Annotated in this window: 30 protein-coding genes; 13 read left to right on the top strand and 17 right to left on the bottom strand. The window is 71.0% G+C overall.

Features of this window, described 5'->3' with window-relative positions:
• Positions 1-40: 40 nt before the first annotated feature.
• Both ACTZWW_RS07000 and ACTZWW_RS07005 read right to left on the bottom strand, forming a co-directional pair.
• Positions 41-427 (bottom strand): DUF2852 domain-containing protein, encoded by a 387-nt coding sequence (locus tag ACTZWW_RS07000; protein WP_444780227.1) that lies wholly within the window; start codon positions 425-427, stop codon positions 41-43.
• A 102-nt stretch (positions 428-529) separates the two neighbouring features.
• Positions 530-1,171: a TetR/AcrR family transcriptional regulator gene (locus ACTZWW_RS07005; protein WP_444780228.1), complete on the bottom strand. Its 642-nt coding sequence runs from the start codon at positions 1,169-1,171 to the stop codon at positions 530-532.
• 232 nt (positions 1,172-1,403) lie between these two features.
• Between ACTZWW_RS07005 and guaB the strand changes: the two genes are divergently transcribed.
• From guaB to ACTZWW_RS07025, 4 genes are all read left to right on the top strand, one after another.
• Positions 1,404-2,897, top strand: coding sequence for an IMP dehydrogenase (gene guaB / locus ACTZWW_RS07010; protein WP_444780229.1), 1,494 nt, complete (start codon positions 1,404-1,406; stop codon positions 2,895-2,897).
• The gene (locus ACTZWW_RS07015; RefSeq protein WP_444780230.1) at positions 2,894-3,328 is read left to right on the top strand and encodes an MAPEG family protein; all 435 of its coding nucleotides are present in this window, start codon (positions 2,894-2,896) and stop codon (positions 3,326-3,328) included. Before guaB ends, ACTZWW_RS07015 begins: the two co-directional genes overlap by 4 nt.
• A gap of 77 nt (positions 3,329-3,405) precedes the next feature.
• Positions 3,406-3,717: a hypothetical protein gene (locus ACTZWW_RS07020; protein ID WP_444780231.1), complete on the top strand. Its 312-nt coding sequence runs from the start codon at positions 3,406-3,408 to the stop codon at positions 3,715-3,717.
• Position 3,718: 1 nt separating this feature from the next.
• The gene (locus ACTZWW_RS07025; protein WP_444780232.1) at positions 3,719-4,279 is read left to right on the top strand and encodes a type II toxin-antitoxin system VapC family toxin; all 561 of its coding nucleotides are present in this window, start codon (positions 3,719-3,721) and stop codon (positions 4,277-4,279) included.
• Positions 4,280-4,297: 18 nt separating this feature from the next.
• Here the strand turns inward: ACTZWW_RS07025 and ACTZWW_RS07030 are convergent, their stop codons facing one another.
• The 3 genes from ACTZWW_RS07030 to ACTZWW_RS07040 all read right to left on the bottom strand — a co-directional run bounded on the left by ACTZWW_RS07030 (position 4,298) and on the right by ACTZWW_RS07040 (position 7,452).
• On the bottom strand, positions 4,298-5,779 hold the full coding sequence (locus ACTZWW_RS07030) for a type II toxin-antitoxin system HipA family toxin (RefSeq protein WP_444780233.1): 1,482 nt from the start codon (positions 5,777-5,779) through the stop codon (positions 4,298-4,300).
• A complete protein-coding gene (locus ACTZWW_RS07035; protein ID WP_444780234.1) occupies positions 5,776-6,078 on the bottom strand; it encodes a helix-turn-helix domain-containing protein in 303 nt (100 codons plus the stop codon). The genes ACTZWW_RS07030 and ACTZWW_RS07035 overlap by 4 nt, the downstream gene beginning before the upstream one ends.
• 117 nt (positions 6,079-6,195) lie before the next feature.
• Entirely contained in the window at positions 6,196-7,452 is a 1,257-nt protein-coding gene (locus ACTZWW_RS07040; protein WP_444780235.1) for a branched-chain amino acid ABC transporter substrate-binding protein, read from the bottom strand.
• 204 nt (positions 7,453-7,656) lie between these two features.
• Between ACTZWW_RS07040 and ccoN the strand changes: the two genes are divergently transcribed.
• Genes ccoN through ccoP form a run of 4 tightly spaced genes read left to right on the top strand, consistent with a single transcriptional unit; the run spans position 7,657 to position 11,081 of the window.
• The gene (gene ccoN, locus ACTZWW_RS07045; protein ID WP_444780236.1) at positions 7,657-9,285 is read left to right on the top strand and encodes a cytochrome-c oxidase, cbb3-type subunit I; all 1,629 of its coding nucleotides are present in this window, start codon (positions 7,657-7,659) and stop codon (positions 9,283-9,285) included.
• A 15-nt stretch (positions 9,286-9,300) separates the two neighbouring features.
• On the top strand, positions 9,301-10,038 hold the full coding sequence (gene ccoO / locus ACTZWW_RS07050) for a cytochrome-c oxidase, cbb3-type subunit II (protein ID WP_444780237.1): 738 nt from the start codon (positions 9,301-9,303) through the stop codon (positions 10,036-10,038).
• 10 nt (positions 10,039-10,048) lie between these two features.
• Positions 10,049-10,201 carry a cbb3-type cytochrome c oxidase subunit 3 gene (locus ACTZWW_RS07055; protein WP_029029263.1) on the top strand — a complete coding sequence of 51 codons (153 nt, stop codon included), beginning with the start codon at positions 10,049-10,051 and terminating at the stop codon, positions 10,199-10,201.
• 4 nt (positions 10,202-10,205) lie between these two features.
• Complete coding sequence (gene ccoP, locus ACTZWW_RS07060) at positions 10,206-11,081, top strand: cytochrome-c oxidase, cbb3-type subunit III (protein ID WP_444780238.1); 876 nt, start codon at positions 10,206-10,208, stop codon at positions 11,079-11,081.
• 74 nt (positions 11,082-11,155) lie between these two features.
• Here ccoP and ACTZWW_RS07065 read toward each other — a convergent pair whose 3' ends face one another.
• Entirely contained in the window at positions 11,156-11,410 is a 255-nt protein-coding gene (locus ACTZWW_RS07065) for a hypothetical protein (RefSeq protein ID WP_444780239.1), read from the bottom strand.
• Positions 11,411-11,541: 131 nt separating this feature from the next.
• Positions 11,542-12,942, bottom strand: a complete 1,401-nt coding sequence (locus ACTZWW_RS07070) for a hypothetical protein (RefSeq protein WP_444780240.1) — start codon at positions 12,940-12,942, stop codon at positions 11,542-11,544.
• Positions 12,943-13,243: 301 nt separating this feature from the next.
• Between ACTZWW_RS07070 and infA the strand changes: the two genes are divergently transcribed.
• Genes infA through ACTZWW_RS07085 form a run of 3 tightly spaced genes read left to right on the top strand, consistent with a single transcriptional unit; the run spans position 13,244 to position 14,200 of the window.
• Positions 13,244-13,525 (top strand): translation initiation factor IF-1, encoded by a 282-nt coding sequence (infA, locus tag ACTZWW_RS07075; RefSeq protein WP_029029259.1) that lies wholly within the window; start codon positions 13,244-13,246, stop codon positions 13,523-13,525.
• 55 nt (positions 13,526-13,580) lie between these two features.
• On the top strand, positions 13,581-13,895 hold the full coding sequence (locus ACTZWW_RS07080; protein ID WP_444780241.1) for a hypothetical protein: 315 nt from the start codon (positions 13,581-13,583) through the stop codon (positions 13,893-13,895).
• Positions 13,895-14,200: a type II toxin-antitoxin system RelE/ParE family toxin gene (locus tag ACTZWW_RS07085; protein WP_444780288.1), complete on the top strand. Its 306-nt coding sequence runs from the start codon at positions 13,895-13,897 to the stop codon at positions 14,198-14,200. The genes ACTZWW_RS07080 and ACTZWW_RS07085 overlap by 1 nt, the downstream gene beginning before the upstream one ends.
• 124 nt (positions 14,201-14,324) lie before the next feature.
• Here ACTZWW_RS07085 and ACTZWW_RS07090 read toward each other — a convergent pair whose 3' ends face one another.
• The 7 genes from ACTZWW_RS07090 to ACTZWW_RS07120 all read right to left on the bottom strand — a co-directional run bounded on the left by ACTZWW_RS07090 (position 14,325) and on the right by ACTZWW_RS07120 (position 19,325).
• Positions 14,325-14,534 carry a cold-shock protein gene (locus tag ACTZWW_RS07090; RefSeq protein WP_444780242.1) on the bottom strand — a complete coding sequence of 70 codons (210 nt, stop codon included), beginning with the start codon at positions 14,532-14,534 and terminating at the stop codon, positions 14,325-14,327.
• 268 nt (positions 14,535-14,802) lie between these two features.
• Complete coding sequence (locus tag ACTZWW_RS07095) at positions 14,803-16,020, bottom strand: NADP-dependent isocitrate dehydrogenase (RefSeq protein ID WP_444780243.1); 1,218 nt, start codon at positions 16,018-16,020, stop codon at positions 14,803-14,805.
• A 152-nt stretch (positions 16,021-16,172) separates the two neighbouring features.
• Complete coding sequence (locus ACTZWW_RS07100) at positions 16,173-16,808, bottom strand: RES family NAD+ phosphorylase (RefSeq protein WP_444780244.1); 636 nt, start codon at positions 16,806-16,808, stop codon at positions 16,173-16,175.
• On the bottom strand, positions 16,805-17,446 hold the full coding sequence (locus ACTZWW_RS07105) for a hypothetical protein (RefSeq protein ID WP_444780245.1): 642 nt from the start codon (positions 17,444-17,446) through the stop codon (positions 16,805-16,807). The genes ACTZWW_RS07100 and ACTZWW_RS07105 overlap by 4 nt, the downstream gene beginning before the upstream one ends.
• Before the next feature lie 105 nt (positions 17,447-17,551).
• The gene (locus ACTZWW_RS07110; RefSeq protein ID WP_444780246.1) at positions 17,552-18,247 is read right to left on the bottom strand and encodes a retropepsin-like aspartic protease family protein; all 696 of its coding nucleotides are present in this window, start codon (positions 18,245-18,247) and stop codon (positions 17,552-17,554) included.
• Complete coding sequence (locus tag ACTZWW_RS07115; RefSeq protein ID WP_444780247.1) at positions 18,247-18,471, bottom strand: DUF1289 domain-containing protein; 225 nt, start codon at positions 18,469-18,471, stop codon at positions 18,247-18,249. Before ACTZWW_RS07115 ends, ACTZWW_RS07110 begins: the two co-directional genes overlap by 1 nt.
• Before the next feature lie 14 nt (positions 18,472-18,485).
• Positions 18,486-19,325 carry an adenosylcobinamide-GDP ribazoletransferase gene (locus ACTZWW_RS07120; RefSeq protein WP_444780248.1) on the bottom strand — a complete coding sequence of 280 codons (840 nt, stop codon included), beginning with the start codon at positions 19,323-19,325 and terminating at the stop codon, positions 18,486-18,488.
• Between the two features lie 173 nt (positions 19,326-19,498).
• Between ACTZWW_RS07120 and cobT the strand changes: the two genes are divergently transcribed.
• Complete coding sequence (gene cobT, locus ACTZWW_RS07125) at positions 19,499-20,536, top strand: nicotinate-nucleotide--dimethylbenzimidazole phosphoribosyltransferase (protein WP_444780249.1); 1,038 nt, start codon at positions 19,499-19,501, stop codon at positions 20,534-20,536.
• A 546-nt stretch (positions 20,537-21,082) separates the two neighbouring features.
• Here cobT and queG read toward each other — a convergent pair.
• Both queG and ACTZWW_RS07135 read right to left on the bottom strand, forming a co-directional pair.
• Positions 21,083-22,255, bottom strand: coding sequence for a tRNA epoxyqueuosine(34) reductase QueG (gene queG / locus ACTZWW_RS07130; protein ID WP_444780289.1), 1,173 nt, complete (start codon positions 22,253-22,255; stop codon positions 21,083-21,085).
• Entirely contained in the window at positions 22,252-22,944 is a 693-nt protein-coding gene (locus tag ACTZWW_RS07135; protein WP_444780250.1) for a glutathione S-transferase family protein, read from the bottom strand. The genes queG and ACTZWW_RS07135 overlap by 4 nt, the downstream gene beginning before the upstream one ends.
• A gap of 184 nt (positions 22,945-23,128) precedes the next feature.
• Here ACTZWW_RS07135 and ACTZWW_RS07140 point away from each other — a divergent pair, with 184 nt between their 5' ends.
• A complete protein-coding gene (locus tag ACTZWW_RS07140; protein WP_444780251.1) occupies positions 23,129-23,935 on the top strand; it encodes an undecaprenyl-diphosphate phosphatase in 807 nt (268 codons plus the stop codon).
• 223 nt (positions 23,936-24,158) lie between these two features.
• Here the strand turns inward: ACTZWW_RS07140 and pepN are convergent, their stop codons facing one another.
• Positions 24,159-26,798, bottom strand: a complete 2,640-nt coding sequence (gene pepN, locus ACTZWW_RS07145) for an aminopeptidase N (RefSeq protein ID WP_444780252.1) — start codon at positions 26,796-26,798, stop codon at positions 24,159-24,161.
• Positions 26,799-26,802: the final 4 nt, after the last annotated feature.

Here is a 26,802-nt window from a genome sequence, read left to right on the forward strand (position 1 = left end):
GGGCGGCCCCTTCTTCCATTCTTCACCGGCAGACCGATCGTCAGGCGGCGTTGCCGCCGCCGTTGCGGCGCGCCATGAACTGATCGAACTCGGCGCGGTCCTTGGCCTGGCGCAGCTCGTCGAGGAACGACATGAACGCGTCGCGCTCCTCCTCGAGGCGCTTGAGGGTCTCGGCGCGATAGCTGTCGAAGGCGGCGTTGCCCGTCGCGCCAGACACCGCGTGCCGGTTCCGCCGGCCCCAGCCCTTGCATGCCATCCGCTTGCTCCCGATCATGTAGAGAAGAAGGCCCAGGCCGATGGGCCAGAAGACGATGAACCCCGCCACGATGGCGGCGATCCAGGCGCCTTTTCCGCGTTCGTCGAGCCAGTCGCGACAGCGGACGATCCAATCCGTCGCCGAGCTCATGCTCATGGTCGTGGTCTGCATAGCGCACCTTTCGATGTGAATGTTATTCACATTCACATAAATGGACGCGGGCCCGCGAACTGTCAAGCCGGGAGGCGCGAACTTCGTGGAGGACCGCGACGGTCAGGGAATGAGGCCGAGGCCGCGCAGGTAGATGGCGGTGCCGCTCTCCAGCATCTCCTCGGCGGAGTAGGGCGCGCGTGATCCCGGGCGGCCTCGTCCGAACAGCTCGACGACGCCGTGGCTGAAGGCCCAGATGTGGTTCGCGACCATGCCCGCCGGCGGGCGCTTCGCCGCGGGCAGATGCGCGGAGAGCCGCTCGGCCGACAGGCGCAGGACGGCCATCGCCCGGTCCGCCATTCGGTTCAGCTGGGCATTGGCGGAGATCGCGACGCCCGATTCGAACATGGCGATGTAGTAGCCCGGGTTCGCCCGCGCGAAGTCGAGATAGGCGTTACCCGCCGCCGTGAAGGCCTTCAGCGGGGCGCTCTCGCCGCCCTCGGTGGCGCGCTCGAGCCGCTCGGCGAAGAGGGTGAAGCCCTGGAGCGCCACCGCCTCGATCAGCTCCTCGCGCCCGGCGAAATGCCGGTATGGCGCCGCCGGGCTCACCCCCGCCGCGCGCGCCGCCTCCGCCATGGTGAAGCCGAGCGGGCCCTTCTCCTCGATGAGCACCCGCGCGGCCTCGACCAGCGCCTCGCGCAGGTTGCCGTGGTGATAGGTCTTGCGCCGCCCGGCCTCGGGCGGCTCGTGCGGCTCGGTGTCCATCGCACCGACGTAGAGCCTGCCGGTCTCCGCGGCAAGCCGGCGACGCCGGCCGTCCTCGGCCGGTCTCGCGCACGGCGGGGCGGCACTCTTCTTCGTTCCACACGCCATGCCGTGCTGCGGCGCGAGAGCCTCTCGACCGGCCGTCATCGGCGTGATACGGACCCACGCCAACTCAGGGCCGCGGGCGCGCGACGCGCCGCGCTGCCGTTCCCGCCGCGAGGGAGTTGGATCCATGGCCCGATTGATCGAAGACCGACTGACCGAGGGCCTGACCTTCGACGACGTCCTGCTGCGCCCAGCCCATTCCGAGGTGCTGCCCTCCCAGGTGGACGTGCGCACCCGGCTCACCAGCCAGATTCGCCTCAACCTGCCGATCGTCGCCTCGGCGATGGACACGGTCACCGAGGGCCGGATGGCGATCGCCATGGCCCAGATGGGCGGTATCGGCGTCATCCACCGCAACCTCGAGCCCGACGAGCAGGCCAAGCAGGTCCGTCTCGTCAAGAAGTACGAATCGGGCATGGTGATGGACCCGATCACCATCCACCCCGACGAGACGCTGGCGGACGCGCTCGAGCTGATGAAGCGCAACCACATCTCCGGCATCCCGGTGGTGGAGCGTGGCCCCTCCGGCCGCAAGGGTAAGCTCGTCGGCATCCTCACGAACCGGGACGTGCGATTCGCCGACCGCATGGACCAGCCGGTCTCCGAGCTGATGACGAAGGACCGGCTGATCACCGTCCGCGAGGACGTCTCCCAGGACGAGGCGCGCCGGCTGCTGCACCAGTTCCGCATCGAGAAGCTGCTCGTCGTCGACGACCATTATCGCTGCACCGGGCTGATCACGGTCAAAGACATCGAGAAGCAGGTCGCCTTCCCCGACGCCGCGAAGGACGCGCAGGGGCGCCTCCTCTGCGCGGCGGCGACGACGACGGGCGACGCCGGCTTCGAGCGCTCCGAGCGGCTCGTCGAGGCGGGCTGCGACGTCATCGTGGTCGACACCGCCCACGGCCACTCGGCGGGCGTGCTCGCCTCCGTCTCGCGGGTGAAGACGCTCTCGAACCACGTCCAGGTCATCGCCGGCAACGTGGCGACCTACGACGGCGCGCGCGCCCTGATCGACGCGGGCGCAGACGCGGTGAAGGTCGGCATCGGGCCGGGCTCGATCTGCACGACGCGCATCGTCGCGGGCGTCGGCGTGCCCCAGCTCACGGCGGTGATGGACGCGGTGCGCGCCGCCGAGAGCACCAGGACGCCCGTCATCGCCGACGGCGGCATCAAGTTCTCCGGAGACGTCGCCAAGGCGCTGGCGGCGGGCGCCTCCACCGTGATGGTCGGCTCGCTGCTCGCAGGCACCGAGGAGGCGCCCGGGGAGGTGTTCCTCTACCAGGGCCGTTCCTACAAGGCCTATCGCGGCATGGGCTCGGTCGGTGCCATGGCGCGCGGCTCGGCGGACCGCTACTTCCAGCAGGACATCAAGGACCAGATGAAGCTCGTGCCCGAGGGCATCGAGGGTCAGGTGCCCTACAAGGGGCCGGTCTACGCGGTGGTCCACCAGCTCGCCGGCGGCCTGCGCGCGGCCATGGGCTATACCGGCGCCCGCACGCTGGAGGACTTCGCGGCGCGCGCTGAGTTCGTGCGCATCACCAATGCCGGGCTGCGCGAGAGCCACGTCCACGACGTGGCGATCACGCGCGAGAGCCCGAACTACCCCTCGCGCACATGATCGGCGAGCCCGTCTCCACGGGCGCGCTGATCGCGCCCGTGCTGGTCCTCGTGGCGATGACCTTCGGGCTCCTCGTCTGGGGCGGGCGGATGCGGTTCGCCGCGGTGGGCCGCGGCGAGGTGAAGATGCGCGACATTGCGCTACGCGAGCCGCACTGGCCCAAGCGCATTCTCCAGATCGGCAACTGCTTCCAGAACCAGCTGGAGCTGCCGGTCCTGTTCTACGTCCTCGTCGCGCTCCTGCTCGTGACGGGGGAGGGGGGCCTCGTCGACCTCGTCCTCGCCTGGGCCTTCGTCGCGGCGCGCATTGCGCATGCGGCCGTGTTCGTGACCTCGAACGACCTGCGCAAGCGCGGGCCCATCTTCGTGGTGGGGATGGCCGTGCTGATCGCGCATTGGGCGTGGTTCGCGGTGGGGCTGTACGCGTTCTGATCCGCATCGCGCTTGCGGGGAGGGTCCCGGGGCGCTATGTTGCTCGCCGAACGTAGATGCAGCTTGCGAGACGGGTGATGACGAGCGGGCGCCCCCCGGGCTTCGAGGAGAACGCGGCGTTCGAGGACGAGCCGGTGCTCGCGCCGCGTGTGCCCGTCGTGCTGCGGACCGCCAGGGAGGCCGGCCATTTCGGCGGCGTGCCCGAGGCGCTGCGCATCGACGTCGACGCCAAGCTGCTGGCCACGGTCCGGCGGCTGACCGGCATCACGGACGGATCGGAGCTGTTGACCTTCGCGCTCGCTCATGTCGCGTGGGACGCGGATTGGCTGCTCGATTTTCAGGCGTCCCGCGGCACGCTCGATCCGGACATCGATCTGGACCTCTCGTGACATGTCCACCTTCGACCTGGATCGTGCCCTGCGCCGGCTGCGCCGGCGCGGCGGGACGCGGGCGCGCCGGCCCGACGTCGAGCTCGCCTTCTTGCGGCCGGGCATCGAGGCTGGACCCCTTCTGCTCGACACCTGCGTCTACGTGGATCAGATGCGCGGCGTCGTCCCGGACGAGATGAAGGACCTCCTTCGCGGCGGACGCCTCCACCACTCGACGGTCGCCATGCAGGAACTCTTGCATGCGATCGGAGCGCTCGATCCCGCCGACCCGAGATCCTCGAAGGCGATCGAGGCGATCAGAGCGCGGCTCGAGGACTTCGACAGCCACCGCCTCCACGTCCCGGACGCCGACATTCTCGGCCGCGCCGCCCTTCTCGCCGGCGTCGTCTGCCGTGTGCAGGGCTACGCCCGCGACGGCCGGCTGCGCGCCCTGCACGATTGCGTTCTCTTCGTGCAGGCGCTCAAGCACGGGCTGACGGTCATCACCGCCAACGTCGGTGATTTCGACGTGCTGGCGCAGCTGGAGCCGCGGGGGCGGGTGCTGTTCTACCGGAGGGCGTGAGCGAGGCGGAAGGAGGGCTCATCCTCCCGCGAGGCGCCGTGCCCTCTCGACGAGGGCCGCCTCGAGCCGCGGCACGATCGGGTGCACGCCGCCCGCAGCGCGAAATGCCGCGATCTCGTCCGACAGGCGGTCGGGCAACTCCCGGGCCATCGCTCGGGCGCGCGCGACGATTCGCTCGGCATCGGCTCCCAGCGTCGCAGCGAGCGCAGTCCACTGCCGCCAGCCGACGTCGCGCATCCGGTAGGTGTCGCCGATCTTCATCGCGAGCTTGATCCGGTCGGCGTCGACGTCCGAGTAGGGGAGGATGCTCGCCACGTCGTAGAGCGGAGCGAGGCGCACCAGCCCGCCCGCGCCGAGGATGACGGCGTAGTTTTTGGCATGCGCGTCGGTCCCTCCGATGATCCAATTGTAGACCAGCGCGTCGATGAAGGTCTGCTCGTCGTCGGGATCGTCCCTGCGATCGTCGGGCTCGTCCTTGGTGCGGCTTCGACGCATGCGGGGATCCGCGACGGCGCGCAGCAGCCGGACGATGTCGATCGGCCCCGGCCCCCCGTCGCGCTGGTACTTGCGCGCCGGGTGGCTACCCAGCGCTTGGCACAGGTCCTCCTGATGAGCGCGGAACACGAGGGTCGTCTCGGAGAACATACGCATGACGCGTGCCGCCTCTATTGCTTCCGCAAGTTCCGCTGCGGAAACCGCAGCGGCGAGGGCGCTCGTGCGCGCGTCGTCCGAAGCCGCGTGCATCGCGGCCTTGGCCGCATTTGCGGCAACCCGCGCCTCTTCCGCTGCTGCGAGGTCTGCGGTTCGCACCCGGTCGTATCGCTCCAGCACGATCGCCGTCACGTCCTCGAACCGCATCACCTCAGAGGTCGCGGTCGGGAGGCCGAGCGCGCGGGCGAGGCGCAGGCAGAGATGCTCGTTCTCCGCATGCCCGTCGAGGTCGGGCGTGGGAGGCTTGAGGATGTGCGTCGTGGGCGTGCGCCCCTGCGGGACGCCCCAGCGACTCCCGTCGCGGAGCAACGCCGTCTTGGGTTGCGCGCCGGCGAGCGAGAACTGCCCGATGTCACCGGGGGCGCGCCAAGCCGAGATGTCCGCGCGCAGGCGGCGCAGGCGCTCGGCGACCTCCGCCTCGCTCAGCCACGCGACCTCCGCCGGCCCCTTTCGGGTCGCCGCCTCCAGGCGCTCCGGCCGCACGAACTGCACGGCGCCCGGGCAGTCCTCGCCGACCTGCCCGACGAGGGCGAAGGCGTTGCGGGCAGAGACCTGGAAGCGCCGCCCCCAGGCGGCGAGCACGCGCTCGTTGTCGGGCAGCAGCCCCCAGATGAACGAGTCGATCGCCGCATGCGGATGTTCCGCGGCGGCGAGCGGCATCGAGAGCGAGAGCGGGTAGGCCCCCGGGGCCTCGCGCCAGCTCGCGGCGTAGCCGAACGTCAGCCGTCCGCGTGCCTGCCGCACCACGCCCGCCTCGCGGCCGTCCATGAGGACGACGAGCTCGCTCACGGGCCGCGGCCCCGGGCGCGGGTGATGATGGCGTCGATGTCGGGCGCCGTCACCGGCTCGCGCGCCGCGTCGGTGCCGCCGCCGCGCGCGTCCGGCGCCGTCAGCGCGACATCCAGCGCGGCGAGCACGCGCAGCACGAGCCCGAGGCTCGCCCCCGGCTTGCCGCGCTCGACCTCGCCGAGCCACAGCCGGCTCACGCCGACGCGCGCGGCGAGCGTCGCCTGGTCGAGGCCCGCGGCACGACGCCGGGCGCGAATCAGCGCGCCGACATCCGCCGGGGTGCGGAGCGGTACGTTCATGGCCGCGCATCCATGCGAGCGATCGCTTCCATCCCTAGAAGTAAGCGATAGCTTACATCACAGGATGCAAGCGATCAATGACATTCAGCGTGCCCCCAGCGTCGGCCGACACGCGGGTCAGCGCTCCGCCTCCACCACGTTCCCGGCATAGTCCAGCCGTCCCAGGGGCCCCGGCCGCCATTCGTGCACGGCGAGCAGCTCGAGGTCGACCTCGCCCGCCGCGTCGAAGCGCACGGGGCCGAGCGCGGTGTCGACCGGTGCCTCGCGCAGGCGCGCGGCGATCGCCTCGCCCTCGGCGGGGCCGACCGCGTTCGCCGCCGCGGCGATCGCCTCGACCGCCGCGTAGGCGCGCAGCGCCATCGGGTGGAGCGTCTCGATGACGTCCTCCGCGGCGAGGATGGGCACGACGCTCGGCGCAGAGACGACCGCGGCCGACGCCTCGGTCTCCTCTGCGGTGCCCTCGCTCGCCTGCGCGGCCGCCGCCGCCTCGGCGAGTATCGCCCCGGCGATCGTCGTCGCGGCCGCGTTGCCGGCGGTATCGCCGGCGGCCGTCATCAAGGTGCCCGCGGCGAGCGCCGGGTCGAGATCCGCGAAGACGGGGGAGACGATGGCGTCGGTCGCGACCAGCACCGCCCGCGAGCCCGCGGCGCGCAGGTCGCGCAGCAGCAGCGCGGCCTCGGGCGCGAGCCCGCCGAAATAGACGAAGTCCGGCTCGGCCGCGGCGATGCGCTCGGCGAGCCCGCGATAGGACGGCTCGCCGGCGTCCAGCCCCTCGTAGAACACGTCGACGATGCCGGCTGTGTCGAGGGCGGCACGGGTGGTGTCGGCGACGCCCTTCCCGAAGCCGGTCTTGTCGTGGACGATCGCGACGCGCGCATCCGGGTCTCGCGCCGCGACGTGCCGGGCGGCGAGCGTGCCTTGCGCCGAATCGGAGGGCGCGAGGCGCAGCACGTTCCAGGCCGCGCCCTCGGTGAGTCGGGGCTCGCCGACCGCGGGGGTGATCATCGGCACCCCGGCCTGCGCATAGATCGGCGCCGCCTCGAGCGAGGGGCCGGCGGTGACGTGGCCGATCACCGCGACGAGGTCGGGAACCTCGGCGACGAGCGCGCCCGCCACCGTGCGCGCCCGGGTGGGGTCGCCGATGTCGTCTCGCACGATGATCTCCACCGGCTCGCCGCGGATGCCGCCGCGCGCGTTGATGGCCTCCGCCGCGCGGGCGGCGCCCGTCTCCAGCATGGCGCCGAAGGCGGCGAGCGGCCCGCTCTGCGGGGCGACGACCGCGATCGGCGCCTGCGCGCGCGCCGGCGCGGACGCGCAGAGCGCCGCGACCAGGACGGCGGCGGGGACGGCAAAGGCCGGCGGCTTCGGCATCATCGCGATTGGTTCCCTTCCGCTACGCATTTCCCGGCCGAGAATGCCCTCTCATTGACCGAGATCAAGGCCCGATCGGGGCCGTTCCAACAATGGTTCCCGCAAGGCCCGGACCACCTCGTCCGGGCGCGTGTCAGTCACGGCAGCATCTCGAGGGGATTTCCCATGGCCTCCATCGGCGCATCGCCGGTCGCTCCAGGCAAGAGGATGACGCTCGGCGAAGGGGGGAGCGCGCTCGCGTTCGCGGCGCTCGCGCTCCTCTCCATCGTCGTCGCCGCCAAAGCCTGGGAAGCGGCCTACGCCTTCCACGCCTACCTGTTCGCGGCGGCCTCCGTCGCGGCGGTGTTCGCGATCATGAACCGCTACAACGATCGCCCCGCGACGCTGCCGCCGCAGGAGATCGACGGCAAGCCCAACTACAACATGGGTCCCGTCAAGTTCGCGACCATCGCGGCCATGGTCTGGGGCATCGCCGGCTTCACCGTCGGCGTGCTGATCGCGTTCCAGCTCGCCTTCCCGGCGCTGAACTTCGATCTCGCCTTCCTCAACTTCGGCCGCATGCGCCCGCTGCACACATCGGCGGTGATCTTCGCGTTCGGCGGCAACGTGCTGCTGGCGACCTCGCTCTACGTCGTGCAGCGCACGAGCCGCGCACGGCTCGCCGGCGACATCACGCCCTGGTTCGTGGTGCTGGGCTACAACTTCTTCATCCTGATCGCCGGAACGGGCTACCTCCTCGGCATCACGCAGTCGAAGGAGTACGCCGAGCCGGAGTGGTACGCCGACCTGTTCCTCACGGTCGTGTGGGTCGCCTACCTGCTGATGTTCCTCCTCACGCTCAGGAAGCGCAAGGAGCCGCACATCTACGTGGCGAACTGGTTCTACCTCGCCTTCATCGTCACGATCGCGATCCTGCATCTCGGCAACAACGCCGTGATCCCGGTGTCTCTGTTCTCGTCGAAGTCCTACCAAGTCTGGTCGGGCGTTCAGGACGCGATGGTGCAGTGGTGGTACGGCCACAACGCCGTGGGCTTCTTCCTCACCGCCGGCTTCCTGGCGATCATGTACTACTTCGTCCCGAAGAGGGCCGAGCGGCCGGTCTACTCCTACCGCCTGTCGATCATCCACTTCTGGGCGCTGATCTTCCTCTACATCTGGGCCGGCCCGCACCACCTCCACTACACCGCCCTGCCGGACTGGACGCAGACGCTCGGCATGGTCTTCTCGATCATGCTGTGGATGCCCTCCTGGGGCGGCATGATCAACGGCCTGATGACGCTCTCGGGCGCCTGGGACAAGCTGCGGACCGACCCGGTCCTGCGCCTGATGGTCGTCTCCATCGCCTTCTACGGCATGTCGACCTTCGAGGGCCCGATGATGTCGATCAAGGTCGTGAACTCGCTGTCGCACTACACCGACTGGACCGTCGGCCACGTGCACTCGGGCGCGCTCGGCTGGGTCGCGTACATCTCCTTCGGCGCCATCTACTGCCTCGTGCCCTGGCTCTGGAACCGCGAGCGGCTCTACTCGCTCAAGCTGGTCAACTGGCACTTCTGGATCTCGACGCTGGGCATCGTGCTGTACATCTCGTCCATGTGGGTCGCCGGCATCATGCAGGGCCTGATGTGGCGTGCGTACACCGCGCTGGGCTTCCTCGAGTACTCGTTCATCGAGACCACCGAGGCGATGCATCCCTACTACGTGATCCGCGGCCTGGGCGGGGTCTTGTTCCTGTCGGGCGCACTCATCATGGTCTACAACCTGGTCATGACCGTTCGCGCGGTGAAGCCGGTCGCCGAGGCCGAGCCGAAGTCGCCGCTCGTCGCGGCCGAGTAAGGGGAGGGGCGGAAAATGTCTCTCTGGAACAAGCACGCGATCTTCGAGAAGAACTCGGTCGTCCTGGTGGCCGGCATCATCGGCGTCGTCGCCATCGGCGGCATCGTCGAGATCGCCCCGCTCTTCTATCTCAAGAACACGATCGAGGAGGTGGAGGGCATGCGGCCCTACAGCCCCCTCGAGCTCGCCGGGCGCAACATCTACGTCCGCGAGGGCTGCTACAACTGCCACAGCCAGATGGTGCGCCCGCTGCGCGACGAGGTGGAGCGCTACGGCCACTACTCGCTCGCGGCCGAGTCCATGTACGACAAGCCCTTCCAATGGGGCTCGAAGCGCACGGGGCCCGACCTCGCGCGCGTCGGCGGAAAGTACTCGGACGCCTGGCACGTGGCGCACCTGGTCGACCCGCGCTCCGTCGTGCCGGCCTCGATCATGCCGGGCTACCCCTTCCTGTTCGAGACGCCGCTCGACTTCGACACGATCGGCACGGATCTCGCCGTGCAGGCGGCGATGGGCGTCCCCTACACCGAGGAGATGATCGCCAACGCCCGCACGGACGTGATCATCCAGGCCACCCTGGACGATCCCGACCAGGCCGGCCTGCTCGAGCGCTACCCGAAGGCGCAGGCGCGTTCCTTCTCGGGCCGCACCGACGGGGTCGTCACCGAGGGCGACGCGCTCGTCGCCTACCTGCAGACGCTGGGCACGCTGGTCGATTTCTCGACCTACGACGGCCAGGCGAACGTGCGCTGAGGAGGCCGCCATGGAGACCTATTCGCTTCTCGCCTCCTTCGCGCAGACCGGCGGGCTCCTGATCTTCATCTTCGGGTTCCTGCTCGTCATCGCCTACGCGCTCATGCCGTCCAACCGCTCGACCTTCGACAAGGCCGCGCGGACGCCGATCGAAGAGGATTGAGGTCATGGCCCAGAACAAGCAGGACATCGACAAGGTGACCGGGGTCTCGACCACGGGTCACGAGTGGGACGGCATCACCGAGCTGAACAACCCGCTGCCGAGGTGGTGGCTGTGGCTGTTCTACATCACCATCGCTTTCTCGGCGATCTACGTGCTGCTCTACCCGGCCATCCCGCTGGTAGGGTCGGCGACGGGCGGCATCCTCGGCTGGAACTCGCGCTCCGCGGTGGTGAACGACCTCGAGCGCCTCGACGCCTCCCGCGGCGGGGACATCGCGGCGCTGCGCGACGTCGAGCTCGCCTCGATCGAGGAGAACCCGCAGCTCCTCGCCTTCGCCCAGGCCTACGGGCGTGCGGCCTTCGGCGACAATTGCTCGGCCTGCCACGGCGCCGGCGGCGGCGGGGCGACGGGGTTCCCCAACCTCGTGGACGACGATTGGCTCTGGGGCGGCTCGCTCGACGCGATCCACCAGACGATCACCTACGGCATCCGCTCGACGCCGATGGAGACGCGCTTCGGCAACATGCCCGCCTTCGTCCGCGAGGGCTGGTTCGGCCGCGAGGACGCGATCGTGCTCGCCGACTACGTGCGGTCGCTGTCCGGCCTCGAGACGTCGGCCGGCTTCGATCCGACGCAGGGTGCAGAACTCTTCGCCACCAACTGCGCCGCCTGCCACGGCGAGACCGGCGAGGGCATCCGCGACCTCGGCGCCCCGAACCTCACCGACGGCATCTGGCTCTACGGCTCGGAGCGGGAGGTGATCCTCGAGGGCCTCGTCAACGGCCGCGGCGGGATGATGCCGCACTTCGGCGAGCGCCTCGACGACGCCACCGTGAAGGCGCTGTCGGTCTACGTGCACACGCTGGGCGGCGGCGAGTGAGCCGCGGCCGACGATCGGCTGGATGACGACGAAGACCGCGGCGGGTCCCATGGGGCCCGCCGTTTCTCTTGGGCTCATGCCTCCTGTCGGCCCGACCCGCTTTGATCCCGCCGGGCCTCCGCGCGCCGCTCCGCGAGGAAGGAGTCCACGCTCGCTTCGCCGCGCGTGGCGATGGAGCGCGCGATCGCTCGCGCTTCCGCGAGGTTCTCGTTCAGGGTCTCCCGAGAGACCGCCTCGCCCGTCGCAGGACGGCGCACGTCGCTGCTCGGCTCCACTATGGGCTTCGATGGACTGTCGTCTTGACCGTCCAGTGGGTTCGAGGTCGTCACGGTCGTGCCTCCGTCATTCGGCTCGTCGCGGGCCTGCCAGCCTCGCGACCATGGATCTTGGCGGGCTCGACCGGCGGGCCGCCGCGCCCGGCGAGGCGAGCCGCAGCGTCGGACGCGCTTTCGGAACACCCTCACTCCTGCACGGGCACGAGCCATCCGTCCGCGGGCCCGCCGTCCTCGCCGCCATCGCCCTCGCTCGCCTCGGCGAGCGCCTCGACGCTGACGCTCTCGGGCTCCGCACGGTCCTCTCGCAGGCGCGGCGCGCGGGGCTGCCAGCCCTTCAGGTGCTGACCCACGCGCTCGTAGAAGCTCGGCACGGCGGCCTCGAGCTCGGAGATGAACTTGTTGCGCTGGGCGAATCGGGCCGCGAGATCGCGCACGAGCAGGATCTCCATGGACACGAGCTCGGGCGCGTCGCGCCCCCCGGCGATCTCCTCCGCGTCGGCGCGCGCCTCCGCCAGCGATGCCTGCCGCGAGGGGGCGCGGCCGATGTAGTGCAGGCGCACGTGCAGGCCGTCAGGCTCGTTCGTCTCGAGCTGCTTGAGCAGCCAGCCGAGCCGCGCCCGGTTGCTCCGCCGGTCCTCCGGCGCGCGCACCCGCATCGAGACGACGATCGCACGCGCCCGCAGATCGGCGCGGATCTCGATCGGCGCGGCCGCGTCGGGCACGCGCAGGCTGGCCGCGAGGCAATGCTCCTGGCACAGCCGCTCGGCATCGGCCTTGAGGCGCGCCTGCGCGTCCGCGCGCTGCGTGCGCGGCACGACCGGCTCGACCTCGGTCGTCAACTGGCGGCTGAGGATGAGGGAGAGGTCGCGCACCTCCTGGTGCCAGGCGCCGACGGTCTCGCGGACCGCCTCCGTGCCCGGCGACATCGGGGCGCCCGCCTGCGCCTTCGAACAGATGTCCGGCCAGGACGCCGGCATCCGGTCGAAGCCCTTCACGCCCGTGCTCGGATGCGCGAGGAAGCGTACCAGCTCGGCGAGGATGAAGGCCTGGTCGGTATCCGCGACGTCCTCGCCGTCGATCAGCAGCGTCGCGTGCGTGAGCACGTTCATCCACGACCAGTGGTACAGCTCGACCCTCTTGAGCGCGGCCGGGGGCAGCGCGACCGGATGATGCGACGGCAGCGCGGCGAACTCGTTGGAAAGCGTCACGACCGCGTCGATGCCGTAGCGCCGCGCCACCTCGCAGTAGAGCTCGACCTGCGCCGGCGAGAGATCGGCAGCGCCGACCTTCGCCTCGACGAGCGCCGTCCAGCGGCGCGAGCCGACCCGCAGCACGAGGATCCCGTCGGGCCGGGCCGCCGTTTCGCCGTGCCCCATGGGGAAGCTCACCTCGGTATAGGCCGCGATCTGCGCGCGGCTGCCGACGCGCTGGCCCAGGCTCGCCATCATGACGCGGCCGAACTCGTGCACGCTCACGAGACAGGCGAGGAGGATCGAGGTCGCACGGCCCTCCTTCGAGGTCTCCGCGAGCACCGGGAACAACCGCGCGCGATGGCTCTCCTTGAGCACGCTCTCCAGATCACCCATGCCCGTCGCCCCCTCCGCGTGCGTCGCCCCGAGTCGTTCGTGCAGATTGCAGAAGGTTTCGCCGGCGATCAACCTGCACGCTCGCAGGGCGGCGCCGGCGCCTTGCGCAGCGCCGGATCGCGCACCATCTGAACGGTCGAGACAGGCGCGCCCCGATCGGCGCGCGGCCGTTCGTCCGCCCGGGAGCGCGCGCTCCCGGGCGTTTGACCTTGCGCGGCCGCGGGTTTAAAGCCAGAGCGCAAATTCGGCACCGCCGCCCGCGGGGCGTGGCGGTGGTTTTCGCTGATCAAAGGATGACCGTATGGCGAAAGAGGAGCTGATTACCTTCGAGGGCGTCGTGACCGAGGTTCTCCCCGACGCGAAGTTCCGGGTCGAGCTCGAGAACGGCCACGAGGTGATCGCCTACACCGCCGGCAAGATGCGCAAGTTCCGCATCAAGACCATCGCCGGAGATCGCGTCACCGTCGAGATGTCGCCCTACGACCTCGACAAGGGCCGCCTCGTGTTCCGTCACAAGGACGACCGTGGCCCCGTCGGCCCGCGCCCGGGCGGCTCGCGCCCCGGCGGCCCGCGCCGGCGGTGACGCCGGCGCCCGGGGGCGCTGTCCCGGGGGCCCGGGACGCGGTATCCTCGCCGGGATGCGCGAGGAGGCCGGGATGGACGCTGTGACCACTCTGGCGGTCGAGCTCGAACCGGAGCTGCGCGACGCCTTTCTCGGCGCGGCAGCGATCGACGACGTGCCCCCGAACGAGGTCCCGCGCGCGCTGGTGCGCGGCTACGTCGCGGAGAAGCGCGGCGAGCGCGAGCCCCCGACGCCCGCGTACGAGGCGTTCCTGCGGCGCAAGGTCGAGATCGCGATGGCTTCCTACCGAGCGGGTGACGTGATCTCCAACGAGGATGTCGGGGCCGAGTTCGCCGAGCGACGGCGCCGGCTCGTTGTCGATCTCACGTAATCGTCCGCTGGGCACCCGAAGCGGTCCAGGATCGACGCGACATTCTGAGCTACGTCTCACGAAACAAGCCGAGAGCGGCCACTGGGCTCGACGAGACGTTCTCCGACGCCGCCTCACGGTTAGCCGATCTGCCCTTGCTGGGGCACGCCGGCCACCTGCCGGGGACGCGCGAGCCGTTCCCGCATCCGAGCTATCGCCTCGTCTACGAGATCGACGGGCGGGTCGTCTTGATCCTGGCGCTCGTCCATGCGGCACGCGTGTGGCCACCGGCTCGGCAGGCGAAGTACGACGTTCTGCGGGACTGAAGTCCGAGGGATGCTCGCGGGCACGAAGGCTACCGGCCAAGAGAAAGGGCGCCTGGCCTCGCGGCCGGCGCCCTTCTCGCGTTCTCATCGATGGCGGGCGGCCGGAAGGCGGCCCCGCGCCGGCTCACGCCACCGCGAGCTTGTCCGCCGAGGACTTGCCGGTGCGGCGGTCGGCGACGACCTCGAAGGACACCTTCTGGCCCTCGTCGAGGCCGCGCAGACCTGCGCGCTCCACGGCGGAGATGTGCACGAACACGTCGCCACCGCCCTCGTCGGGCTGAATGAAGCCGTAGCCCTTGGTCGCGTTGAACCACTTCACGGTACCGGTCTGCATGGCGATCTCCTGTCGAGGCATGCGTGGGTTGTCGGACACGCGCGAACGCGCGCCCACGAATATCGATGTCTCGGAGAAGGTCGTCAGCCACGCACCGGAACCCGTTTCGAGGCGGTGCGCATCCTGGCCAAGTCGTCCGGCCTAAAACTCGATGATCTTCAGATACACCCGGATCGTGTCGATTCCAAGGTCATCCGGGGAGAAACCGAGGCGGCGAACGAAAAAGCGCCGGCCCGGCCAGCGTGGCCGGGCCGGCGGGCACCGGGGTTCAGCCCGCCGCCATCGCCTTTTTCAGGTTCTCGTCGACCTTGTCGAGGAAGCCCGTCGTCGTCAGCCAGCGCTGGTCGGGGCCGACGAGGAGGGCGAGGTCCTTCGTCATGTGGCCGGCCTCGACCGTGTCGATGCAGACCTTCTCCAGCGTATCGGCGAAGCGGTCGAGCTCGGCGTTGCCGTCGAGCTTGGCGCGGTGCTTGAGGCCGCGCGTCCAGGCGAAGATCGAGGCGATCGAGTTCGTCGAGGTCTCCTTGCCCTTCTGGTGCTCGCGATAGTGGCGCGTCACCGTGCCGTGGGCGGCCTCGGCCTCCACGGTCTTCCCGTCGGGCGTCATCAGCACCGAGGTCATCAGGCCGAGCGAGCCGAAGCCCTGGGCCACCGTGTCGGACTGCACGTCGCCGTCGTAGTTCTTGCAGGCCCAGACGTAGCCGCCCGACCACTTCAGCGCCGAGGCGACCATGTCGTCGATCAGGCGATGCTCGTAGGTGATCCCGGCCGCCTTGAACTTATCCGCGAACTCGTTCTCGTAGACCTCCTGGAACAGGTCCTTGAAGCGCCCGTCATAGGCCTTGAGGATGGTGTTCTTGGTCGACAGGTAGACCGGGTACTTGCGGTTCAGCCCGTAGTTCAGCGACGCACGGGCGAAGTCGCGGATCGAGTCGTCGAGGTTGTACATCGCCATGGCGACGCCGGCGCCGGGGAAGTTGAACACCTCCTTCTCGATGACGGTGCCGTCCTCGCCCTCGAACTTGATGGTCATGCGGCCCCGGCCGGGGACCTTGAAGTCGGTGGCGCGGTACTGGTCGCCGAAGGCGTGGCGGCCGACGATGATCGGCTGCGTCCAGCCCGGCACGAGGCGCGGCACGTTCTTGGCGATGATCGGCTCGCGGAAGATCACGCCGCCGAGGATGTTGCGGATCGTGCCGTTGGGCGAGCGCCACATCTGCTTGAGGCCGAACTCCTCGACCCGCTGCTCGTCGGGCGTGATGGTGGCGCACTTCACGCCGACGCCGTGCTTCTTGATGGCGTTGGCGGCGTCGATCGTCACCTGGTCGTCGGTGGCGTCGCGGTGCTCGACGCCGAGGTCGTAGTACTCGAGGTCGATGTCGAGATAGGGGTGGATGAGCTTCTCCTTGATGAAGGCCCAGATGATCCGGGTCATCTCGTCGCCGTCGAGCTCCACCACCGGGTTCGCGACCTTGATCTTCGCCATCGTTCGACCTCTTCGGCTCTCGCGTTCGGGACGCCGCGCGCCCCCCTTCCGGGCCGCGTCTTAGCCCGCCTTCGACGACGGGGGAAGCCCGGCTTTCGCCGGAGCCGGGGGGCGCGGGGCAGAGTGCGGCGCTGGGAGCGCGGCCGCTCCGGTCACACCGTGAGCACGATCCCGGCGCGGAGCCCCGCTTCGCGCACCGCTGCCAGCACGACCTCGTCTCCGGCCTCGGTCGTGGCGAGGCACTCCAGCGCCTGTGTCTCGACTCGGTCGCCGAACAGGAGCATCGCGCTGTCAGGATCGCAGCGGTTGGAGGTCCACGCCAACCCGTCGAGCCTCGGAAAGTGGTCGTGGAGAGCCTTCGCCCAGAGCGCGGTTCGCTCGTACTCGCTCGCAGGTGCCGAGACGAGCTCGCGGTGGCTCATGCCCCACTTCACGAGGTCGGGAGCGCGCAGCTCGGCCAGCACGAGTGGCCGCCTCGTGGCGAGCAGGCTGTGGCTGCGCGTCAGCACGTCCGCGAGCCGAACCGTCTTGAACGGCGCCGCGATCGGGACGTCGTGGAAAACCGTCTCGAAGATGGCAGCCTCGCGCGACGTCGCCGCGTAGAGCGACGGCACGCAGCGCCCCTGTGCGTCGACGATCGGCGCAAAGCGGGTGGGGCGGCCGAGGCAGGGGTTGAAGGCGGCTCCGCCGAAGCGCGAGTCGTGGATACGGTGCAGGCGGCTGCCGGCAGGCAGGGTGGAGGTATTGGGAGCCCGCAGATCGGCCGGCGGCGAGGGAACCGCGCTCACCCGATGGTGCCCTCCCGCATGCGCTCCGCGGCCGCCACGACGGCGCCGACGTCGTCGAGCCTGTCCTGCGGTGCGGCATCTGCGAGCCATCCGTTCCCCGACGCGAACCAGAACGCGATCTCCCAGGGCGCCATGTCGTCCGGCAGGGCCGCGAGCACCCGACGGATCGCGGGGCGGGGGCGCCCCTCCGCGAACTGGAAGGCGGGAAAGCGGTCGATACCCTTGTGGGTGATCGCGAAGACGCGACCTTCCTTCTTCCATCCCGCGGCGAGCGCGCTCCGGTTGGTCGCCGCGCTTCCCGCGGCGTGATGGAGCTCCGCAGCCGTCAGGGTGGGGACCCTCTCGAGATAACGCGCCCTCAGCGCTGCGTTGTCCGCCTCGATGTCGGCCTGCATCGACGACAGCGGCTCGTCGTCGATGAGCGCATCGACGAGCCGGTCGATCCTCTCGGACTGGCGCATCGCCCGCCCCGGCGCCGTACGCACATCGAGCGCCTGGATCGCACGGCGCGCCAGCGCGAGGTCACGCTTGCTTTCGGCGTGGACGATCAAGGTGTGTCCGGCTTGCAGGACCCGGGCGTCCTCCCGCACCAGCTCCACCGTCTCGATTGCATAGGCATGCTCGCGGACCCGGGTCACCAGAATGCTCCTTCAAGACTGGGCTTCAGCTTCTCGATCCTGATATCCATGATGTCATGCTCGGATCATGAAAATCAAGGCCGTCGATGGGAGCGTCGATACGGATCACCCCCGCCCCCGCAGCACCAGCTCGTCACGCCGCACCTCGTAGGATTCCAGCCGGTCCAGGAACGACATGCCGAGCAGGTTGCCCGGCAGCGCGTCGGGCTGCGCGACGAGCGCGCGCACGCCGGTCTCGACGATGTCGCCCACCGCGAGCGTGTCGAGCACGATCGGGGCGGCCATTGTGCGGCCGTTGGCGGTGAGCACGGGGACGCGGTAGGCGAGGTCGTCCGCGCCGTAGCCGAGCCGCGCGGCGGTGTCCGCGGTGAGCACGACCACGTTCGCGCCGGTGTCGAAGATGAAGTCGAGCGCCGTGTCGTTGGCGGTCCCGCGCACGACGAAGGCGCCGTCGAAGCCGCGCCGCACGCTCACCTCGCCCGGGGCGATTGTGACCGCCGCGCCCGGGCGCAGCTCCGCCATCACCCGCAGCGCGACCGCCTCGAGCTCGACGCGGTGCGTGTAGAGCACGATCAGCCCGATGAAGATCACCACCCAGGAGACGAGGTGGCCGACGAAGGCGGCGAAGCGCCCGCGATAGCGCGAGAACAGCGAGCCGGAGATGAGCAGGACCAGCGCGGTGAGCGCTGTGAGCCGCGCGAACTCCTCCGGCGGCAGCCCCAGGATCGCCCGCTCCCCGTGCGTCCAGACCAGTGCGGCGAGCCCGAAGGCGAGCAGCGCGAGGCCGATCGCGCCGGGCATCAGCCGGCCTCGCCCCGGACCCCGACCTCGTCCCCCGCGACGTCCTCGCCCAGGAAGGCGCGGCGCATGCGCCGCTCGAGCCCGGCCATGATCGTCAGTCGCTCGTCCTCGGGCATCCGCCCCCAGGTCGCGATCTCGGCGCGGGTGCGCCCGCAGCCTTCGCACAGGCCGGTCTCCTCGTCGATGAGGCAGACCTTGATGCAGGGGGAGGAGATGGTGCTCATGCGTCCATATCTCGTCAGCGCGCGAGCGCGATCAAGAGGGCGAGCGCGGCGGCGATCTCCGCGACCTGCTGGGCGGCGCCGGCGACGTCCCCGGTCTGGCCGCCGATCTTCGCCACCGACCAGCGGGTGATCGCCCATCCGGCGAGCGCCGTGGCGAGGCACGCGCCGAGCATGCCGGCGAGCGGGAGCCCCCCGGCCAGCGCCAGGGCGAGGGCGATCCCGGTGGCGATCCCGCCCGCGATCGAGAGCGTCGCCCGCGGCAGACGCCCGACGGAGGCGGAGGCGCCCTCCGCGCGGGCGGGGTCGGCGAGCGCGAGCGGCACCAGCGTCGCGGTGCGCGAGAGCGTCGAGAGCGCGCACAGCGCCGCCGCGGCGCCGAGTACGCCCGCGCCCTCGACGAGCGCCGCGAGCGCCCCGACGCGCAGGATCAGCGCGAGCGCGAGCGCCGTCGCGCCGAAGGCGCCGACCCGGCTGTCCTTCATGATCTCGAGGCGCCGCGCGCGGGTCGTCGCGCCGGCGAAGGCGTCGGCGACGTCGGCGAGCCCGTCCTCGTGCAGCGCGCCGGTCATCGCCGCGAGCGCGCCGAGGGCGAGCGCTGCGGCGACCAGCGGCGGCAGGCCCGCGAGGCTCGCGCCGGCGAGAACGAGCGCGCCGAGGGCACCCAGGATCGCACCGGCGACGGGGAGCATGCGCGCCATGCGGGCGAAATCGGGCAGGGCGTGCGGGTCCGTCTCCCAGGGCAGGGCCGGGACGGGCAGGCGCGAGTAGAAGCGCAGCGCCCGCGCGACATCCGCGATCGGGCCGGTCACCGGCCCCTCGCGTCCCGCCGGCCGATCGTCCGCCGTGCCATGCATGCCCTCGCGCGCTCCGTCCGTTCTGGTGCCCGTGCCCTCGCCCGTGCCCTTGCCCTTGCGCCGCCTTCAAAGATGCGGCTCGCTCCTCTATACGTCGCGGCGCGACTCGTTTCACCCGGCGCGTGCGGCTCTCCCCGTCCTTCGCGCCCGTTCCACCGGCCACGGAGGCCAGCATGACCGACACGTCCGCCCTGCGCGAAGGTACGCCCTTCGACGACATCCGCGCGCTCGTCGCCGCCATGCCGGGGCCGGACGAGGCGGCGGTCGCCGCCGTGCGCGCCCGCGACGCGGAGCTGACGAAGCCGGCCGGCTCGCTCGGGCGTCTGGAATGGCTCGCCGAGTGGCTCGCGGCCTGGCAGGGCAAGCCGAAGCCGACGGTGGCGCGCCCGCTCGTCGCGGTCTTCGCCGGCGCCCACGGTGTCACCGCCCGCGGCGTCTCCGCCTTCCCCGACGCCGTGAACCGCCAGATGCTGGAGAACTTCGCCGCCGGCGGGGCGGCGATCAACCAGATCTGCGCCGCCCATGGCATCGGCTTCAAGGTCTTCGACCTCGCCATCGACATCCCCACCAAGGATTTCACGGCCGAGCCGGCCATGGGCGAGAAGGACGCGGTGGCCACCATGGCCTTCGGCATGGAGGCGATCGCCGGCGGCACGGACCTCCTCGGCATCGGCGAGATGGGCATCGGCAACACCACGGCGGCGGCGGCGATCTACTGCGCCCTGTGGGGCGGCGAGCCGGCGCACTGGGTCGGCCGCGGCACGGGCGTCGACGACGCGGGCCTCGCGCGCAAGATTTCCGCGATCGAGGACGCGCTCGCGCTGCACGGCGCGGCGCTCGCCGATCCGCTCGAGGTGCTGCGCCGGCTCGGCGGGCGCGAGATCTGCGCCATGGCCGGCGCCATCCTGGCGGCACGCGCCGAACGCGTCCCGGTCGTCATCGACGGCTACGTCGCCACCGCAGCCGCGGCGGTGCTGCACGCGCTCGACCCGCGCACCCTGGAGCACTGCGTCGCCGGCCACCTGTCCGCCGAGGGCGCCCACCGCGAGGCGCTGGAACGCATCGGCAAGACGCCGCTGCTGGCGATGAACATGCGCCTCGGCGAAGGCTCCGGCGCGGCGCTGGCGATGGGCGTGATCAAGGCCGCCTGCGCCTGCCACGGGGACATGGCGACGTTCGAGCAGGCGAAGGTGTCGAAGAAGGACGGGTGAGGGCGCTCCCCGGGACGACGTGGCCTCGATGGGCCGCAGCCTCGACGACGAGCGATCGGCGGCTCCCCTCTCCCTCGCGGAGAGGGGCGGGGGGTGTGGGGCGTACAGGATCGAGCACGCCGTCGATGCAGGGCTTTGCGGCTGACACGCGGGCTCGGCGTCGCGCACGTACTGCGGGCCCCACACCCCCGACCCCTCTCCACGAGGGCTAGTCGATTCACACGTCGCTGCCGGTGCCTGTTCCAGGCGCGACGTCGGCGCAGACCTTTCCTTCCCCCTTGTGGGGAAGGTGCCCCCGAAGGGGGCGGATGGGGGTCGTAATGCAGCGCGAGCCACGTCCGAGCTGTCGCGACCGTGATCGCCGCTGCATCGGCGTCGAGCACGTTCTGCGCGCCCCCCACCCCCGGCCCCTCCCCACGAGGGGGAGGGGAGAACGTCGGCGGGTTGCATCCAGGGCGTGCGTAACGACTGCTGCCGCTGTCCGTTCCAGCGAGATGTGTGCATCGACGAGCCACGAGGGAGAGGGGAGACCGTCGGCTGCCTGCATCAATGGTCGGCATCTCGTCCTGCACCGCCGAAGGCGAGGGGGCGGGAGCACCATTCCGCGCGCACGTCTGTGTCGGTCTCTGCGTCGAGGCGGGCAGTGCGCAGCGCGGCGAAGCCCGCTTCCGGCAGCAGGCGGGCGAGCGCCCAAACCGCCATGCCGCGCACCAGCGGCGAGGCGTCGTCCAGCCGCTCGCGGGCGACGTCGGCGAGCGCCCGCTCGCCGCTGTTGCCGACGGCGATCAGCACGTTGCGCACGAAGCGGTCGCGGCCCGTGCGCTTGATCGGCGTGCCGGCGAACAGCGCCCGGAAGGCTGCGTCGTCGAGGCGCGCGAGATCCGCGAGCGGCAGCGAGGCGAGGTCGCGGCGCGCGACGAGCTTCTGTTCCCGCGCGGCCTGCGCGAACTTGTTCCAGGGACACACCGCGAGACAATCGTCGCAGCCGTAGACGCGGTTGCCGATGCCCGCGCGCAGGTCCTCGGGGATCGGGCCGGCGTGTTCGATCGTCAGGTAGGAGATGCAGCGGCGCGAATCGAGGACGTAGGGCGCCGGGAAGGCGTCGGTCGGGCAGGCGTCGAGGCAGCGGCGGCAGGAGCCGCAATGGTCGCGCTCGGGCGCGTCCGGCGGAATGTCCGCCGTGGTGAAGATGGCGCCGAGGAAGAGCCAGTTGCCGAGCTCGCGCGACAGCAGCACCGTGTGCTTGCCCTGCCAGCCGAGCCCCGCCGCCTGCGCGAGCGGCTTCTCCATGACCGGCGCCGTGTCGACGAAGACCTTGACCTCGGCGGCGGCGCGCGAGGCCAGCACCCCGGCGAGCTCCTTGAGCCTTCCCTTGATCACGTCGTGATAGTCGCGCCCCTGGGCATAGACCGAGATCGCGGCCCTGGTACGCCGGCGCACCGCCTGCAGCGGGTCCTCGTCCGGCCCGTAGCTCATGCCCAGCATGACGATGGAGCGGACCTGCGGCCACAGCGCCCGAGGGTCGGCGCGACGCGCGGCCGTGTCGGCCATCCAGCCCATCGTGCCCTGATGCCCCGCCTCGAGCCAGGCGGCGAGGCGCGGGCCGAGGTCGGGCACGGCGTCCGGGCGCGTCACCGCGAGCGCGTCGAAGCCCAGCGCGCGGGCGCGCTCGCTCAGGTGCTGCTTGAGGCGTTCGGGGCTCGGGCGTTCGGCTTTCAGAAGTCCAGATCCGCGTAGCTGTCGGCAGGCGCCATGCCGGGGACCTTGTCGGCGAGGAGCGCGCGGAAGCTCGGGCGGCTCTTCACCCGGGCGTACCACGTCCTCGCCGCCTCGTCCTCGCCCCAGGGCGCGTCGCCGAGATAGTCGACGCAGGAGATATGGGCGGCGGCGGCGAGATCCGCATAGGTCAGCGCGTCCCCGGCGAGGAAATTCCGGCGCTGGACGAGGAATCCGACGTAGCGCAGGTGGTAGCGCACATTCGCCCGCGCCGCGCGGATCGAGGCCATGTCCGGCGGTCCGCCGCCGTTCGCGCGCGGCACGAAGCGCTTGTAGATCTTCTCGTTGACGAGGTAGCCCGTCACCTCGTCCCAGAACTTGCCGAGGAACCAGCCCGTCAGCCGGCGCACCTCGACCCGCGCCGCCGGGTCCGACGGCATCAGCCGCCGCTCGGGCGACTGCGCGCCGACCGTCTCGTCGAGCCATTCCGCGATGACCCCCGCGCCGGGCACGACGAGGCCGCCGTCGGCGACGAGGACCGGCGTCTGGCCGGCGGGATCGAGCGCGAGGAAGGCGTCGCGGCGCTCCCAGGGGCGCTCCTCGACGAGCTCGACCTCCTGCCCGAGCTCGCCGAGCGCGAGGCGGGCGAAGCGCGAGTGCGGGCAGAGCGGGTAGTGGTGGAGTATGGCCATGAGCCCTGAGAGCGCTGGAGACGGGCGACATTAAGGCCGCCGAGGGTTAAGGCGCGGTAACGATCTTTCGCGGTGCGGCGCGTCGGCGGGCTGGCGCTCGCGCGGCGGGCGGTCTAGACCGCGCTCGATGCCGCGGTGTCGAATCGCCGCCGCAGCGGCCGGACGAAGGACGAGCGCGAAGACCATGACACTCCTCGAGGCCTTGAAGGCCGTGTTCCTCGGCCTGCTCGAGGGCGCGACCGAGTTCATCCCGGTCTCCTCGACCGGCCACCTGATCCTGCTGCAGAGCCTCTTCGGCCTCGACAGCCATGCCGACAAGACCTTCGCGATCCTGATCCAGTTCGGCGCGATCCTGGCGATCCTGTCGGTCTACTTCGTCCGGCTGTGGAAGATCGCCGTCGCGCTGCCGAGCGATCCGCAGGCCCGGCGCTTCGTCCTGGGCGTGCTGATCGCCTTCCTCCCGGCGGCCGTGATCGGCGTGCTCGCGCGCGACTTCATCCTCGGCGTCCTGTTCGACCCTCGCGTCGTGTGCACGACGCTCGTGATCGGCGGCATCGTGCTGCTCGCGGTCGATCGCATGGCGCTCAACCCCCGCCACGAGGAGGCGACGCGCTTCCCGCTGCCGATGTACCTGGCCATCGGCGCGATCCAGTGCCTCGCGATGATCCCCGGCGTCTCGCGCTCGGGCGCCACCATCGTCGGCGCCATGCTGATGGGCTCCTCGAAGCGCGCGGCCGCCGAGTTCTCGTTCTTCCTCGCCATGCCGACCATGGCCGGCGCCTTCGTCTGGGAGCTCGGCCAGTCCTGGCGCGACCTCTCCGCCGACGACGCGACGATGATCGCGATCGGCTTCGTCTCGGCCTTCGTGGCCGGGCTGTTCGTGGTGAAGTCGCTGCTCGACTACGTCTCGAAGCACGGCTTCGCGCTGTTCGCCTGGTGGCGCATCCTCGTCGGCGGCATCGGCTTCGCGGCGCTGATCGCCTTCGGCTGATCCGCGGAACGCGCGCGAAGCATGTCATCCCGGATGCCGAAGGCAGTCCGGGACCCAGAACCGCCGGAGCCTCGAAGGGCGGCGCGCCAGCGCCGTGGCGTGCCACGCCTTCATCGGCGTCTCGGGGACGCGCGCATGCTCATCGACGCTCGGCGGATCCGGGCCCCGGGCTCGGCCATCGCGACCCGGGGTGACCACAAAGCGATCGCTTCTCGCCCGCCCCTCACCCCAGCATCCGCCCCACGATGTCGGACACGTCCCGCGAGAGCCCCGGTCGGTCGGCGATCGCCCGCAGCGTCGCCTCGGCCTTCGCCCGGCGGCCCGGCTCCATAGTGCGCCAGGTGTTGAAGGCGGTGAGCACGCGCGCGGCCGTCTGCGGGTTGGTGCCGTCGAGCGCCGTCACCTTGTCGGCCACGAAGGCGTAGCCGGCGCCGTCCGGTCGGTGGAACTGCGTGGGGTTCGAGAGGGCGAAGGCGCCGATCAGCGCGCCGACGCGGTTGGGGTTCGACAGCGAGAAGGCCGGGTCCGCCATCAGCCGCTCGACCCGCGCCAGCGTGTCCGGCTGCGCCATCGTGGCCTGGAGCGCGAACCACTTGTCGAGGACGAGGGGCTCGCCGTCGAAGCGGCTGCGGAAGTCGGCGAGCATCTCCTCGCGTCGGGGCGTCGGCGGCGTGTGGGCGGCGACGCCGAGCGCGGCGAGGCGGTCGGTCATGTTGTCGGCCGCCTCGTACTGCGCCGCCGCGGCGGCGATGCCGGCCGCGGGGTCGGCGGCGGCGACGAGGTCGAGCGCACCGTTGCGCAGCGCGCGACGCCCCGCGCTCGCGGCGTCAGGCGTGTAAGGCGCGCGCGAGGCGAGCCGCTCGCGCAGCGCCGTGAGCCGCGGGCTGAGGGCCTCGCCGACGAGCGTGCGCATGCGCTCGCGGGCGGCGTGGATCGCGTCGGGATCGACGTCCGCGCCGATGTCCTGCGCGACGTCCGGCTCGCCGGGCAGGGCGAGCACGAGCGCGGCGAAGGCCGGGTCGCCCTCGCCCTCGGCGTCGAGGAAGGCGGCCAGCGCGTCCGAATAGGCCCGCACCGCCTCCTCGGCGAGCGTGCCGTCCACCGCCGCGCGGGTGAGGAGGCGAATCGCCACGGTCTGGGCCGACTGCCAGCGGTTGAACGGGTCGGGATCGTGGCGCAGCAGCGTCAGCAGGTCTGCCTCGGAGAGGTCGCGCGAGACGCGCACGGGGGCCGAGAAGCCGCGCAGCACGCTCGGGACGGGGCGCACGGCGACGTTCTCGAGCACGAGGCTGTCGGACGCCGTGTCGAGCACGAACACGCCGTCCTCGCGCAGGCGCGGGGAGGTGGCGGGGATCTCGCGGCCGTCCTCGGCGACGAGGCCGAGCCGGATCGGTATCAGCGCGGGGCGCTTCGTGGGCTGGCCGGGCGTCGCCGGGATCGATTGGGCGAAGTCGAGGCGGTAGGTCCGCGCCGCCTCGTCCCAGTGCCCGGTCACCGCGAGCCGTGGCGTGCCGGCCTGCGCGTACCACAGGGCGAAATGCGCGAGATCGCGCCCGCTCGTCTGCGCGAAGCAGGCGAGGAAGTCCTCCACCGTCGCCGCGGAGTTGTCGCAACGCGTGAAGAAGAGGTCCATACCCGCCGCGAAGGCCTCCTCGCCGAGGAGGGTGCGCAGCATGCGGATCACCTCCGCGCCCTTCTCGTAGACCGTCGCCGTGTAGAAGTTGTTGATCTCGCGATACTCGCTCGGCCGCACCGGGTGGGCGAGGGGACCGGCGTCCTCGGCGAATTGCCGCAGGCGCAGCGCCCGGACCTCGGCGATCCGGTGGACGGGCCGCGAGCGCATGTCGGAGGAGAATTCCTGGTCGCGGTAGACCGTGAGCCCCTCCTTCAGGCAGAGCTGGAACCAGTCGCGGCAGGTGATGCGGTTGCCGGTCCAGTTGTGGAAGTACTCGTGCGCGACGATCGCCTCGATGTTGGCGTAGTCGGTGTCCGTGGCGGTCTCGGGGGAGGCGAGCACGTACTTGTCGTTGAAGATGTTCAGGCCCTTGTTCTCCATCGCGCCCATGTTGAAATCGGACACGGCGACGATATTGAACACGTCGAGATCGTACTCCCGGCCGAAGACCTCCTCGTCCCAGCGCATGGAGCGCTCCAGCGCGTCGAGCGCGTAGCCGGCGCGGCCCTCCTTGCCGGGCTCGACGTGGACGGCGATCTCCACCGTGCGCCCGCTCTTCGTGGTGAAGGGCTTCGATATCTTCGCGAGCGTTCCGCCGACGAGCGCGAAGAGGTAGGTCGGCTTCGGATGCGGATCGCGCCACAGGGCGTAGTGCCGCGTGCCGTCGCCGACGGGGCCGCTCGCGACGAGGTTGCCGTTGCCGAGCAGCGTCGGCGCCTGCGCGGCGTCCGCCTCGATGCGGGTCTCGTAGACCGAGAGCACGTCCGGGCGGTCGAGGAAGTAGGTGATGCGCCGGAAGCCCTCGGGCTCGCACTGCGTACAGTAGACGCCCCGGGACCGGTACAGCCCCATGAGCTTGGTGTTGGCCGTGGGGTCGAGGCGGGTCTCGACGGCGAGCGTGAAGGGCCGGCGCGGCGGCCGGTGGATCACGAGCCCGTCGGCACTCGCGGTGTAGGCCTGCGCGTCGAGCGGGGCGCCGTCGAGACTGATCGCGACGGGCACGAGGTCGTCGCCGTCGAGCGCGAGCGGCACGTCGGCACGGCCGAGCGGGTTCGGCTCGATCTCCAGCGTTGCGCGCACCCGCGTGGCGTGCGGATCGAGCGCGATGTCGAGCGCGACCCGCGGGATCAGGAAGTCGCTCGGGCGGTACTCGGCGAGCTTCACGGTCTGGGGTGTCTCGGTTCGCATCGGG

Source organism: Salinarimonas sp. NSM (assembly GCF_052380005.1).
Classification (GTDB): domain Bacteria; phylum Pseudomonadota; class Alphaproteobacteria; order Rhizobiales; family Beijerinckiaceae; genus Salinarimonas.